Below are 12,713 nucleotides of genomic sequence, written 5' to 3'. Positions count from 1 at the left end.
TTGTGTAAGGGGAATGCGACTCAGCTATGTTGTCGTCATTAGGAGAAAATCTGTAATACAAGTGGAGGATGAAAGCAATGGAATATAGCGGTACATGGCGGATCACAGAGATGGCAATGTGGGATAGTGATTATTTGGACATGGAAGTTGAAGCCTATATCGAGATTGATGAAGCAGGTTCAGGAGAATTTCAATTCGGTTTAGTATCAGGTGAAATTGACGGCGAAGTCGTAAAAGATGGAAAGGATCAGCGATTTGAGTTTACATGGGACGGTAATGACGAGAACGATGCTGCATCTGGTAGCGGTTGGCTCAAATTAAAGGATAAAAACTCGGTAGATGGTCGAATCAAATTCCACCAAGGCGACAGTTCTAGTCTTGTTGCAAAGCGCATGAAATAGGCAATCAGCGATCGTACTATTTTAGGCCATTTTTTTTACCGCAGATGAACTCAGATAAAATCCCATCTGTGTTCATCTGCTGATATCTGCGGTCACAAAATCCCAATCTGACCAATAACCAATAACAACTGACTTAAGTTTATCATGAAGGATTAATCGGAAACTCACCCTCACTATCAACGTCTGCGGCACTTTTAACTAAATCCAAAAACGCAAACACGGCCGGAATCAACAACCCATCCCTCAAAACAGCCACCCCAATTACCCTCTCAAAATCCGCAGGTAAACTGCAAACTTTCACCGAAAGAGGTATCGGTTCCGCAGCCAAACGCGGCAGAATTGCTGCACCCAAACCTTGCATCACCATACTGACAATAGTTGAATCTTCGCTGAGTTCGTAAGCGATATTTAAGGGAAACCCCGAAGTTGTCAAATATTTTCGCAGCGGTACAGAACAAGCATTTTCCACCGGCTGCAAAATCAACGGATAAGCCGCTAATTCTTTCCAGGTAATCTTAGCACTTGACAATTTGGCAGTTGGTGGCAGCAACACAACATATTTATCCCGCAAAATTTCTCTAGTTTCAAATTCATCCGAGATGGGAAGAGAGACAAAACCGATGTCTGCTTTGCCCGATCGCAAAGCCTCTTCCACAGCTTGGGTATAATAAACTTCGGCAATGCTGACCGTAATTTTGGGAAAGCAACTGCGAAATTTAGCAATAATACCCGGTAGGATATGAGTTGCGACACTCCGAAAAGTAACTATCCGTACCTGGCCTCCCTGCAAACCTTTTTCTAAATCCGCTTCTTTGACCATCATTTCTAAGGCGCAGGCTATTTGACGCCCGTGACTCACTACCCTTTCCCCCACCGGCGTCAGTTGAGCACCGTGTCGCCCCCGGTGGAACAGTTGCACTCCTAATTCTGTTTCTAAAGAGGCGATGGCGTGGCTGACGGCGGATTGGGACAGTTCCAATTGCAAAGCCGCCTCGCTAAAGTTTTCACAGTCTGCTACAGCTATCAAAGCTTGAATCTGAGAGAGTTTCATCCGCCGCGTATTGATTTCGTTCATAGCGTTTGTGCCAGTAGTACCCAAATTGTCACAAGGGCTTCGATATATCGATTTTATTCATACAACCTATGCAAGCAATGCTTTGATTGTCAATTGCCCTAGAGTTAAGGTTAATTTATCAGGTAACAGATAGACTTTTACAGGACTTGCACGATAACCATATTGTGCTGTAATTGCGATGACGTTATTGCAGCTAAAAGCTATTTTTTGTAATTTTTTTGGTGCAATCTTTGTAGGAGTTATCACTTTAAGGTGTTGGCTATGTCTACTTACAACAGTCGGATAAACCCCCGAATAATGATGTTTTTTTTGATAGCCGATCGAGCTAAACCATCCGAAAAACATAAAGGGCTATCTCTCTTTTCAGCTATAAAAAAAATTGGGCAGTTTTTGCTCTACCTCATTTCTAGTGAGGACGAACTGAGAATTTGGCAGACGTGCGATCGCTATGGTAACACTTGGTGGCACGGTTGCGATCGGGCAACTGGTCGTTCTACCTGCGTGGCGACGGATGATGAAATGCGCGCTTGGCTCGATCGGCGTTATTGCCAATAGTAGTGTGTGGGTTGCGTGGAAATGAAGTGAAATACAGTCCTCGATTAGCAATTACCAATTAGCAATTACCAATTAGCAATTACCAATTACCAAGTAGGAGATGCTATGCTTCAAATATCTTCCGAATGTGCAGCGCCAGATCGCATTATTCTGATGGAAAACGAGGTATACAGATTGCCTCAAACTCATCGAGAAATTCAAGTTTTGTCAGGAATTGCTTGGATCACGGTTGACCAACAGGACATCATCTTGCAAAGCCCTGAAAAAGCATCGCTTCCACCCAGCAAAAACTTTGCTGTCATATCCGCTCTCAACAATATGCCGCTGATTATGGCAGTCTGGCAAGACAAAAACCCAGTCATGGGATTTTAGATTTTAGATTTTAGATTTTGGATTGAAGAATTGGGAATGACTGATTGTGTATGGGTTTGAAGCACGGGTCTACAGTTGCCTTCTTTTTTGAAACAGGCATCTGAACCTAGAGATTGAGAAAAAATTTGGCAGGAACACCCCAAAAAGCTCTATCTTAATAGTTATCACTTAGCTATTGGAGGACTCGATCGGTGCACTGCCGCTCTTATCACTTCAGCTATCTCGCAGCTATAAGTATGGTGTTATCGCCCGCACTCAGCTTGCTGGCAATTTCAGACGCCCGGGCTTATGCCCCAATTATAACTGCGAGGCTCGCCCAAGCGATCGATCTCGCTCAGGCAACTGACCCCAAAACGCAAGCAGACGAACTCTTTGAAACAGGAGTAAAACAGCACCGCGAGGGTTTGTTTCGAGAAGCAATTCAGAGTTTTGAGCAAGTTTTGGCAATTCGCAAGCAACTAGGCGACCAAGCGGGAATCGGAGAAACCCTCAACAATATGGGGGAAGTTTATGGCGAAATGGGTTTGAGGCCCAAAGCTTTGGAAGTTCTGCAGCAAGCTTTAGTCATTCACCGAGAAATCAGCGGAGGGCGTCGTACCGCGCGCACTCTCAATCTCATAGGTTTCGTCAACCGGATTGGGGACAATTTTTCCGAAGCGATGAAACTGCACCAACAAGCTTTGGAACTTGCCAAAACTACCGACGACCAAATTGAAATTGGAGAATCCCTCCACAACATCGCGGCCGTGTACGCAGAACAGGTCAATTACGCCAAGGCGATCGAATTTTACCAGCAAGCGCGGACGATTCGCACGGCCGCCGGCGATCGGCGCGATTTAGGCCGTACCCTCAATAACATGGGCGGCGTCTACTACAACATCGGCGACTTTAATAGAGCGATGGAATTTTATCACCAAGCTTTAGCAATTCGCCGGGAAATCGGAGACCGGGCTGGCGTCGGCCGCCTCCTCAACAACATGGCACTTACCTCCCGCAAACTAGGCAAAGATACTCAAGCGCTGATCTATTTTCAGCAAGCAATACCGATGTTAGAATCTATCGGTGACAAGACAAGCATCGGACGCTTGCTCAACAATATGGGCGCAATTCATGAAAGTCTTGGTCAATATCCTAAAGCTCTCGAATCCTACGAGGGAGCTTTAAAAATTGCCCGCGAGGGCGGCGACAAAGCCGGAGAAACTACAGCGATGGAGGGCATTAAGCGATTGTCTTCCGGTCAGCTTGTACCGCAATAAGAGTAGTTAGTAAGTCGGGTCGAAGGAAGTAAAACCAGATATTTAAGGAATTGAAAATGATAGATTTTTGAACAATAACTTGCTATGATTGCCTGGATGTAACATTAATCAGCCAGTGCCTCGCAACGATATTGACCGTATCAGAGAGAAAATTCGCCTCCGCCAGTACGATATGTCAGCCCACGCAATGGAAGAAATGGCTGAGGACTTGCTGACTATCCTGGATGTAGAAGAGGCGGTTCTGAGCGGTCAAGCGATTTTAGATTTTAGATTTTAGATTTTAGATTAAAGAATTGAAGCATTGACCCCACGGATAAATTCGGGGGGCAAGTTTCATCGGATACAGGTTTTTTATTTCTGGGTTCTGAGTCTGCTTTCGGAATGAATCACGTGGCGGGTATCCTGGATGCTTTGGGTCAGATTATCCGGGTTGAAAAAGACGACCCCAGAGGTACAAAATATGTAGTAGTGGGGACTGCACTGGATCGACAAACACCTGTTGGAGTGGTTGGACGTTTCGCTAGTAACGGACGTTATCTAATCATCACGGTTTATGAAGTCACTCAACTTAATGGCTAATCGTATGTATAAATACAGATGTGAGTATTGCGAAGGAACCGTTCAACCCCGCACTGTCAAGCGCGAGGCATTCAAACATAAAAATGGATTTGTCATTCTTGAAGATGTGACCATCGGTGTTTGCGATAACTGCGGCAATCGATACTATTCAGCCGATATTCTTCATGCGGTTCATGCCGTTGCAACTGGAGCGAGATTGCCTGAAAGAACCGAACAAATTCCGGTTACTCATTTAGAATCAGCATAACCAGTGGAGCGCTTTAATTGCATTAAAACGCTGTGACGATAAAGGAGACTGTCCGGGGGTTAAGATTGGAAGCGATCGATCGACTTTGGCGACGATTTGGCATTTATCTGCAAGTCGTTGTATAATGGGTTGCCAAAAATATATAACTCAAAAAGAGGAAAAAGGCTTCAGGGGCGCTATAATTTGATTGAGATCGCTATCGAAAGATAGAAACAATTTCTGTAGTAATTTGTCCGCCAGAGCGGCCGCACAACCATTAATCTAAGCTATGGATATCCGTACCGAAAAGCCAGAAGAGGTAGAAGCTGTTCGCAACATTAATATTGCGGCATTCGGGCGAGAAAATGAGGCTAACTTAGTCGCTCGATTGCGGGGAATTGCATCTACATTTTCCTTCGTTGCGGTAGAATCCGATCGCATTGTCGGACACATTTTCTTCAGTCCGGTTGTCGTCGAAGGAAAATGTTCTAGGAATGTGTTGATTCAGGGGTTAGCGCCAGTCGCAGTTCTACCCAACTATCAGCGGCAAGGTATCGGAACGCTGCTGATTCGGGAAGGTTTAAAAGAGTGCGGACGATCGGGATTTCAGGCAGTAGTTGTGCTTGGTCATCCAGAGTTTTATCCGCGTTTTGGGTTCATTCCTGCTAGTAGAAAGAGCTTAAAATGTGAATATGATGTGCCCGATGAAGCTTTTATGGTGTTGGAGTTAGAAAGTGGATCTTTGCAGGATTGCAGCGGAACAGTGAAGTATCGATCGGAGTTTAGTCTCTGCGAGTGATATTAATTCCGCCCTTCATCGGAATTATTCATCTCTCTCCGATCTCCCTCTGTGTTCTCTGCGTTCTCTGCGGTTAAATCATTCCGATGCAACCGGAACTGATCTGACGAACTGGCGGTTTTTATTGTGCAGTATCGTAAAAAATTATAAAAATAACATTTAGTAGTCACAGTGGAAAATGGTTGTGCTGTACTTGCCTTTGTGAACCATAAAACCTCTACAACTATTACCCAGCAAAGTTATTTAAACGCCCGCTTTTCCCTTCTCCCCTTTTGCACCTTGCAAAGCAAAAATCGGAGTTTGAGCAGATTTCCCCTTCAGAGAAACAGCTCCCAAAGCCTCGCAAATGAAGTTTAGCTCGATCGACTCACACACCCTTTCGCCAATCAAAATTTGGTTTTCCCCCGCCTTGCTCATCAACCGAGCCGCCGTATTCACCGTATCGCCGAGGATATTAAACTCCCTGCGCCCTCGCGGTTCCCCAACCTCAGCAGCAAACACCGGCCCCAGGGATAGCCCAATTTGACAGCTTACTCCCACCTCTTCACCGCCGATAATTACTGGTGGCAAACCTGAAATGATATCTCGGATCGCAATCGCCGCACTAGCCGCGCGGCTGGCGTCATCCGTGTGAGCGTCGGGCACGCCAAAATAAATCAGCATATCCGAACCATCTAAGTGCGCCGTTACTTTTTGCAACACGCCCCCTTTAGCTGAGACTACAGCATCGATCGACGCAAACACCCGAGAAAAACTCACTACCAGATTGACTTCTTCCTCCGGCGAAGCTTTCTCCACAGACTCCGGTAAACCTATCAAGTTGACAAACATCACCGTCGGTTCAGGAAAATCCGGCGGAATTTTCCGCCTGTCTGCATTTTCCACCAGCAGTCTCAGGATCGTTTTGGGAATATAACTAGCAAGGGGTTCAAGCCGATTCACAGCTTCCCCGATTTCTTTTACCAAGCCCGCAACGCTGCGATCGAGCAATACCGAACTTGGCATCCGCCGCCGAGTCAAAGTGATATCATACTCTCCGAGTCGATCGTCCGTGAAATCGTCCGCCACCAAAAAATAACCCGGTTTTCCGGGTTCAAAACGAAATTCCTCTCCCAAAGACTCTCTAGCAAGTTCAGTCACACACACCCGCCCCACAGTTCCAGAACCCTCAGCTTGCTTGGCTTGCTGGACAGAATGCCCCAGCAGTACGTGAGCCATCCGCAGCGGCGTACCGATGTCAGCACTAATGTAGCGGCCGCAGTGGATGCCCACCCGCATCCTCAAAGACAAAACACCCCGCGCCGTTTCAATATTGGCAAATTCAGCCATCGCCCGCTGCATCCGCAAACCCGCCCGCACCGCCCTGGCTGTATCCTCTTGGTAAACTCCTGACGGAAACTGCACCAGCATCGCATCTCCGGTAAACTCCAGCAAATCCCCGCCCGATTTGCTGACAATTTCAATCATCGAGGCAAAATAGTCGTTAATCACGCCCAGCAGGCTTTCAGCTCCCTTGCGCCCCTGCGTCGCATTCGCTTCCAACAGCGAGGTAAACCCTGCCAAATCCGTGAACAGCAAGGTGCCTGTTTGCCACTGGTAGCGCACCTCGCCTGGGTTGGGCGGAGATTCGGACACGGGCCGGGGTACGTAGTCGTGGAGGATGTAGCGCAGAGTTCGCAGGTGATCGAAAACCCCCATTAGCGTTGCGGGGGAAGGATCTACCCACGCAGCAGCGTACAGTTGAGCCGAAAGGAGCGATCGCAGCCGCAGTTCGATCGCAGCCAAGGGAGGATTGTAGGTTAATCTATTAATAATTTCCACCTAAGTTTATTCTTAAAAAATAGGGTAAGTTCGATCAATCGAGATGCTACACCAATAACTCGACCTCTACCATTATGATAAGTTTCCAGTGACTCCATACCAGCCAAACCCAGAACCCACTATAGAAACTTCCGAAAGTCACAGCTTGCTAGCTCCCGATTTGATCCGAGCTGCTCGATCGGCCTATGGTATGTATCTGAAAGTGCATTCCGAGCAGATGCAGCGTCCGGCGGGTGTAGTTGTCAGTCAAGGAAGCGATCGAGGTCAGTTAATTTTTGCTTCGCAGCCGATTTTATTGCCCGGTGAACGTTTTGTTACTTTTGACGAAATTGAATCTCAAATGTATTAATTGGTAATTGGGCATGGGGCATTGGGCATGGGGCATTGGGCATGGGGCATTGGGCATGGGGCATGGGGCAAACAGGGCATTGACAACTAATATTTATGTTTGCTCGAACGAGTGTCAAAAAATAGGTTGGTAGTGAGAACTTTAGTCCTCAGAATTTGACTTTTGACTAAAGTCCCTACTACAAACCTTATGGGTAATTGACCGGACACAATCTAACAATTAATAAATAACCACAGTCAATCGATTTTAGATTTTAGATTTTAGATTAAAGAATTGAAGATTGACCCCACGGATAAATTCGGGGGATCCTTTATCGGATACAGGTTTTTTATTTCTGGACGGATGAATCACGTGGCGGGTATCCTGGATGCTTTCGGTCAACAGTGAACAGTCAACAGTGAACAGTCAACAGTGAACAGTCAACTTAATGGAACTTATCTTTAATTCCCTTGTCACGGCGCTCGTCTTTATTTTCGGAGCGGCTATTGGCAGCTTTCTAAATGTGGTAGTCTATCGGTTGCCTGCGGGTTTGTCGGTGATCCACCCTCCTTCTCGCTGTCCCAAATGTTTAAATCAACTCAGAAATTACGAAAATATACCCGTTTTCGGTTGGCTGTGGCTGCGGGGACGCTGCAATCACTGCCACAGTCGGATTTCGGCCCGCTATCCACTGGTGGAAGCAGCTACGGGTTTGCTGTTTTTGCTAATCTTCTGGCGGTTTGGCGTAACAGTCCAAACTCTTGGTTTTTGGGCTTTGTTTAGCTGGCTGTTGGCTTTGTCTTTGATTGATTGCGATACAATGACTTTGCCTAATTCTTTAACTCGATCGGGTTTGGTGCTCGGATTGGTTTTCCAAATGGCGAAAGGTTGGTGGCCGACATTTAGTTTGATCGACTCGGTAAACTATCTGGTACTCGACGGGATCGCGGGAGCAGTTGTCGGGTTGTGGCTGTTTGACGCGATCGGACTTGCCGGGACAATCGGCCTGGGGCAGAATGCTATGGGCGCCGGAGATACCAAATTAGCCGCCTTGATGGGAGCTTGGCTGGGCTGGAAATACTTGCTGCTAGCGGGATTTATTGCTTGTGTCGCCGGGGCTTTTGTTGGTGGTGGGGCGATCGCTATCGGGTTGCTCGATCGGCGTCAACCCATGCCTTTCGGCCCGTTTCTGGCTCTAGGTACAGCAATTACTGCTCTGTGGGGCGAAGCGATCTTATCTAGTTACTGGCAGTTGTTTTTCCCGAATTTTAGTTTCTGATGTGCCCGTAGTCAGGCGCGATCGAACATAATATTGTCTCAAAAATTGGTAAAATTGTTCCGTGTCTTGGATTACACTTACAACTACTAGCTTTCGTTGGGAAGCGGAATTAATGCAGCAGCTCCTAGCTGCTCATGAAATCCCGGCCCGGATTGTAGACTTGGGCATAGCATCTTATTTCGGGGCTGGAAGTGCTACAGCCCTGCAAGTTCTTCCACAACACCAGCGAACAGCATGGCTCCTCATCAGTCCAGTTGAAGAGGACAATAGTCAGTAGTCAAGTCTGTTGTTTATTGTCTGTTGTTATGGGTTATTGGTTATTAGTTATTAGTTATTAGTTATTGGTAGCAGCTAACAACTCACAAATAACAACAGCCAACAGTCAACAGCCAACAGTCAACAGCCAACAGTCAACAGTCAACAGTCAACAGCCAACAGTCAACAGTCAACAGTCAACAGCCAACAGTCAACAGCCAACAGTCAACAGTCAACAGTTAACAATTACCAAGTTTTAATGTCTTTATTTGATTGGTTTGCAAATCGACGAAAATCAGTACCGAACTCCCAAGAACGGCCGGAACGAGAAATTGCGGACGGACTTTGGAATAAATGCGAAGCTTGCGATGCCCTGAGTTATACCAAAGACCTGCGAGCAAATCAAATGGTTTGCTTGGAATGCGGGCATCATATCAGAGTTTACAGTGACGATCGCATCGAGCAGTTGATCGATCCCAATACCTGGGTGCCCCTTAACGAAGGACTGCACGCCACAGATCCCCTGAAATTTCGCGATCGAAAAAAATATAGCGATCGACTCCGAGAATTTCAAGAAAAAACAGGCCACCTAGACGCCGTAGAAACAGGCATCGGCAAACTCGAAAATTTGCCAGTCGCCCTCGGAGTCATGGAATTTCAGTTCATCGGCGGCAGCATGGGCTCAGTAGTCGGAGAAAAGCTAACTCGCCTCATCGAACACGCCACGCGGGAACGCTTGCCCGCGATCGTTGTCTGCGCTTCCGGCGGTGCAAGAATGCAAGAAGGAATGCTCAGCTTGATGCAAATGGCTAAAATTTCCGGGGCTCTGGAACGCCACCGGGAAGCGAGACTGCTTTACATCCCGATTTTGACCCACCCGACCACCGGTGGCGTCACCGCCAGTTTTGCCATGCTGGGAGACATTATAATTGCAGAGCCAAAAGCTACTGTGGCCTTTACTGGCGGCCGGGTAATCGAACAAACTCTGCGGGAAAAGCTGCCGGAAAATTATCAAACTTCCGAATACTCCTTCGCCCACGGTTTTGTAGACTTGATCGTACCCCGGACTCAATTAAAGAAAACTCTCGGTCAGCTCATCAGCCTCCACCAGCCCCAGCCTTTCTTGGCCGGCTCAGAATTCCCCGCCCTCGAAGCCAGTGACAGTCACGCTTTGCCCCCGCAGACTCACGCTTTCAAGCTTTCTCCCTAAGCTGCTGCACCGGATGATTGTCTGTTGGTGAGTCCAAGGGAGAGACGAAACATTTCTGATACCAATTTTTTATGAGGCCCCGTAGAATCCGATCACCCTGGCGCCCCCCTTAATAAGGGGGGGACAAGATTCCGATCTTTCGTCCCCCTTAAGAAGGGGGATGCGAGGGGGATCGAGATATGTGCAACTTCACATTAAATTGGTATGAGGAATTGCTCAAAACCCGGCTTCTACCAAAAATATTGAGTTTGTTAACGAGACGTTCACGCAGACACCGGGTTTTGAACCCCGCCCGCGCAACTCCTATTGGTAATAACGACCCAGCAGTGGGATGATATTGATCGGAAGTTGATTGGCCCTGAAGTTAGGCTGGGCAAAAATGCCTAGTCGCAGTTAGCGGTGAGTTAGCTTGCGATCGAACAAAATCTCAGAACAAACTAACAGAACAAGCTAACAGCGCTTTCTGAAATTGTCCGGCTTTCAGTTAATAGCCGTCAACTCAATTTTGACCTGTCAGCGACCTAAAAATTATGGGTTTTGCAGACCTGTCCATCGCAGAAATAGCAGAGGACTTCAACGTCCCTGTTGAAGAAGTGATCCGCTTGTGCGATGAGTTGGAAATTGCCTACAAGCACCCTCAAACCCGTTTGGCTTTGGAGGATGTTAAGGCAATTATGTCCACTCTCGAAAAAAGGCGCGACTCAAAACTTCTTGCAGATTAGATCGCAAAATTCCTCTACCTTTAAAGGTATGGCTGCACAAACTTTCGCCAGTTGTTGCAGACTCAGGGAATTTTGAACACAAATCTGTTTGCCAGGTATGATCTCTTAGCGTTCAATAATTTGCCGGATTTTTTTAAGGAGAACCATGCTTAAAAGATATTTCATTGCTCTGACCGCTGTATTCTTGAGCTTTCAGTTATTTGTCAGCAGTGCGATGGCTGTCGAACTGAGTCCAGAACTTCGCACTGTGCCTTTGAATGACAAGGGTGCTCCGGTAGTGCTGAGTCTCAAACAAGTTCAGCAAGGCAAACGACTGTTCAATTCGGCTTGCGCTCAATGTCACGCAGCAGGCATGACAAAAACTGACCCCAACGTGAACTTGAGTCCGGAAACTCTGGCTTTGGCCAACCCGCCCCGGAATAATATTGAGTCCCTGGTGGACTTTATGAAAAATCCCACGACTTATGACGGGTTTGAGGAAATTTCGGAACTGCATCCGAGTACGAAAAGTGCGGATATTTTCGCTGAGATGAGAAATCTCTCGGATGACGATTTGTACGTCATTGCCGGTCACATTCTGTTGCAGCCGAAAATTGTCGGAGCGCAGTGGGCTGGTGGCAAAGGCGCTCGCTAATCGATTTTAGATTTTAAATTTTAGATTTTGGATTTTGGATTGGGAGAAGGCTGAAGTTCGGCAATAATTGCTGGCTGGTCGTTTTTCGCTCTAAAATCTGAAATCTAAAACTTACCTCCGGCTCATTGATTATCGCAAAAGGTTGTAGTCCCTCATGCTGCGTCGTGGTGCTTTTGTCTGCTTTCTGTTGGGGATGTTAATTATTTTGCCGATCGTGCTGTTGGCTCCTCAACCTGTTTTGGCTGCTGCCGATTCTTACGTGAATAGGTATTTACAAGCCAGCGAACCTGTGGCTCTGGAGTTGGACTCTGAGGGACATACTCGCTTGTTTTCGGCTCAGGATTTGTCTGCGGGCAAGGTGTTGTTCGAGCAAAGTTGCCTGAATTGTCATGTCGGAGGAGCTAATTTGCCCGATCCGACGATATCTCTGTCTTTGGCTGACCTCAAGGGGGCAACCCCTCCCCGCAACAATATCAATAGTCTGGTGGCGTATCTGAGAGAACCGATGACTTATGACGGTACTGAGGAGACTTTTTGGTGCCGCCAAGTGCCGGAAAGCTGGATGCCACAGGCTGAGATTGAAAATTTAGCGGCTTTTGTGATCCGGGCTGCTCAGAAAGCTCCGGGCTGGGGCGTGGAGAATTTTGAGAGTTGAACTGCCACTGCCAAAAAGTGGTAAATTACTCGGAAGAAGGCGATACGACTGCGCGATCGCGCCTGTTTTAACTAATTTGGCGTAAGTCCCACGCTGTAATTGTACTCAATTGGGCGTCGGGATATAAGCAAAGCAACGTCTATGAAAAAGAGCGACAATTTACTGTTTCTCTAGCAAAAAAATGTGTAAGATATAAGTGGTTGCGACCCACCCACTCGACTGCAAACAACAGGCTACAGTAGCAGTAATATGCTTGGCCAAGGACAACTGCGAGAGAAAGGGGGAAAGAACAGACCGCTGGTTGGTAAGGCACGTCCCACCATAAAATACAATCCAAGTTTGTTGTACGAAAATAGTTTTTGCCTTGGGAAACAGGGCTTCTGCGTGGGTTCCCTACGAAGGGATAAAGGGTGTAAAAGCCCAGAAATGCTGTGTAAGACTCGGATCGTCTTCAGTGACGAATCTCTGTAATGAGATACCCAACAGAGCAACGGCAAACGAGACACGAAGCCTACACTGTAAAAAAGGTCAGTGCTAGGTATTTCA

At 47.1% G+C, this 12,713-nt stretch carries 19 protein-coding genes; 16 read left to right on the top strand and 3 right to left on the bottom strand.

What is annotated here, in order from left to right; all coding sequences use genetic code 11:
* Nucleotides 1-68: 68 nt before the first annotated feature.
* Nucleotides 69-401, top strand: a complete 333-nt coding sequence (locus QUB12_RS09405) for a hypothetical protein (protein ID WP_333300594.1) — start codon at nucleotides 69-71, stop codon at nucleotides 399-401.
* A 142-nt stretch (nucleotides 402-543) separates the two neighbouring features.
* Here the strand turns inward: QUB12_RS09405 and QUB12_RS09400 are convergent, their stop codons facing one another.
* Nucleotides 544-1,476 (bottom strand): LysR family transcriptional regulator, encoded by a 933-nt coding sequence (locus QUB12_RS09400; protein WP_333142211.1) that lies wholly within the window; start codon nucleotides 1,474-1,476, stop codon nucleotides 544-546.
* Between the two features lie 66 nt (nucleotides 1,477-1,542).
* Nucleotides 1,543-1,722 carry a hypothetical protein gene (locus tag QUB12_RS09395; RefSeq protein ID WP_333142210.1) on the bottom strand — a complete coding sequence of 60 codons (180 nt, stop codon included), beginning with the start codon at nucleotides 1,720-1,722 and terminating at the stop codon, nucleotides 1,543-1,545.
* A 15-nt stretch (nucleotides 1,723-1,737) separates the two neighbouring features.
* Here QUB12_RS09395 and QUB12_RS09390 point away from each other — a divergent pair, with 15 nt between their 5' ends.
* The 7 genes from QUB12_RS09390 to QUB12_RS09360 all read left to right on the top strand — a co-directional run bounded on the left by QUB12_RS09390 (nucleotide 1,738) and on the right by QUB12_RS09360 (nucleotide 5,263).
* On the top strand, nucleotides 1,738-2,031 hold the full coding sequence (locus tag QUB12_RS09390) for a hypothetical protein (RefSeq protein WP_333142209.1): 294 nt from the start codon (nucleotides 1,738-1,740) through the stop codon (nucleotides 2,029-2,031).
* A 105-nt stretch (nucleotides 2,032-2,136) separates the two neighbouring features.
* Nucleotides 2,137-2,403, top strand: a complete 267-nt coding sequence (locus QUB12_RS09385) for a hypothetical protein (protein WP_333102082.1) — start codon at nucleotides 2,137-2,139, stop codon at nucleotides 2,401-2,403.
* A 236-nt stretch (nucleotides 2,404-2,639) separates the two neighbouring features.
* On the top strand, nucleotides 2,640-3,659 hold the full coding sequence (locus tag QUB12_RS09380; protein WP_333300592.1) for a tetratricopeptide repeat protein: 1,020 nt from the start codon (nucleotides 2,640-2,642) through the stop codon (nucleotides 3,657-3,659).
* 115 nt (nucleotides 3,660-3,774) lie between these two features.
* Nucleotides 3,775-3,936 (top strand): hypothetical protein, encoded by a 162-nt coding sequence (locus QUB12_RS09375; RefSeq protein WP_333142207.1) that lies wholly within the window; start codon nucleotides 3,775-3,777, stop codon nucleotides 3,934-3,936.
* Between the two features lie 104 nt (nucleotides 3,937-4,040).
* Nucleotides 4,041-4,238, top strand: coding sequence for a hypothetical protein (locus QUB12_RS09370; protein ID WP_333142206.1), 198 nt, complete (start codon nucleotides 4,041-4,043; stop codon nucleotides 4,236-4,238).
* The gene (locus QUB12_RS09365; RefSeq protein ID WP_333287163.1) at nucleotides 4,231-4,485 is read left to right on the top strand and encodes a YgiT-type zinc finger protein; all 255 of its coding nucleotides are present in this window, start codon (nucleotides 4,231-4,233) and stop codon (nucleotides 4,483-4,485) included. The genes QUB12_RS09370 and QUB12_RS09365 overlap by 8 nt, the downstream gene beginning before the upstream one ends.
* A 268-nt stretch (nucleotides 4,486-4,753) precedes the next feature.
* Complete coding sequence (locus tag QUB12_RS09360) at nucleotides 4,754-5,263, top strand: N-acetyltransferase (protein WP_333306519.1); 510 nt, start codon at nucleotides 4,754-4,756, stop codon at nucleotides 5,261-5,263.
* A gap of 243 nt (nucleotides 5,264-5,506) precedes the next feature.
* Here QUB12_RS09360 and QUB12_RS09355 read toward each other — a convergent pair whose 3' ends face one another.
* Nucleotides 5,507-7,084: an adenylate/guanylate cyclase domain-containing protein gene (locus QUB12_RS09355; RefSeq protein WP_333306517.1), complete on the bottom strand. Its 1,578-nt coding sequence runs from the start codon at nucleotides 7,082-7,084 to the stop codon at nucleotides 5,507-5,509.
* Between the two features lie 88 nt (nucleotides 7,085-7,172).
* On the opposite strand from QUB12_RS09355, the gene QUB12_RS09350 reads away from it, so the two are divergent.
* The 8 genes from QUB12_RS09350 (at nucleotide 7,173) to psbV2 (ending at nucleotide 12,167) form a co-directional block, all read left to right on the top strand.
* Nucleotides 7,173-7,433, top strand: coding sequence for a hypothetical protein (locus QUB12_RS09350; protein ID WP_333306515.1), 261 nt, complete (start codon nucleotides 7,173-7,175; stop codon nucleotides 7,431-7,433).
* Between the two features lie 427 nt (nucleotides 7,434-7,860).
* Entirely contained in the window at nucleotides 7,861-8,691 is an 831-nt protein-coding gene (locus QUB12_RS09345; protein WP_333306513.1) for a prepilin peptidase, read from the top strand.
* A 61-nt stretch (nucleotides 8,692-8,752) separates the two neighbouring features.
* Nucleotides 8,753-8,968: a hypothetical protein gene (locus QUB12_RS09340; protein WP_333102041.1), complete on the top strand. Its 216-nt coding sequence runs from the start codon at nucleotides 8,753-8,755 to the stop codon at nucleotides 8,966-8,968.
* A gap of 64 nt (nucleotides 8,969-9,032) precedes the next feature.
* Nucleotides 9,033-9,206: a hypothetical protein gene (locus QUB12_RS09335; RefSeq protein ID WP_333306511.1), complete on the top strand. Its 174-nt coding sequence runs from the start codon at nucleotides 9,033-9,035 to the stop codon at nucleotides 9,204-9,206.
* Nucleotides 9,206-10,156, top strand: coding sequence for an acetyl-CoA carboxylase, carboxyltransferase subunit beta (accD, locus tag QUB12_RS09330; protein ID WP_333306509.1), 951 nt, complete (start codon nucleotides 9,206-9,208; stop codon nucleotides 10,154-10,156). Before QUB12_RS09335 ends, accD begins: the two co-directional genes overlap by 1 nt.
* A 530-nt stretch (nucleotides 10,157-10,686) precedes the next feature.
* Nucleotides 10,687-10,878 (top strand): translation initiation factor IF-2, encoded by a 192-nt coding sequence (locus QUB12_RS09325; RefSeq protein ID WP_333058460.1) that lies wholly within the window; start codon nucleotides 10,687-10,689, stop codon nucleotides 10,876-10,878.
* Nucleotides 10,879-11,023: 145 nt separating this feature from the next.
* Complete coding sequence (psbV, locus tag QUB12_RS09320) at nucleotides 11,024-11,512, top strand: photosystem II cytochrome c-550 (RefSeq protein WP_333306507.1); 489 nt, start codon at nucleotides 11,024-11,026, stop codon at nucleotides 11,510-11,512.
* 154 nt (nucleotides 11,513-11,666) lie between these two features.
* Nucleotides 11,667-12,167 (top strand): photosystem II cytochrome PsbV2, encoded by a 501-nt coding sequence (gene psbV2 / locus QUB12_RS09315; protein WP_333287153.1) that lies wholly within the window; start codon nucleotides 11,667-11,669, stop codon nucleotides 12,165-12,167.
* Nucleotides 12,168-12,713 lie beyond the last annotated feature (546 nt).

Source organism: Microcoleus sp. B7-D4 (assembly GCF_036705125.1).
Classification (GTDB): domain Bacteria; phylum Cyanobacteriota; class Cyanobacteriia; order Cyanobacteriales; family Microcoleaceae; genus Microcoleus.
Note: the sequence above shows the minus strand (reverse complement) of the source record. Positions and strands in the feature narration are given on the sequence as shown.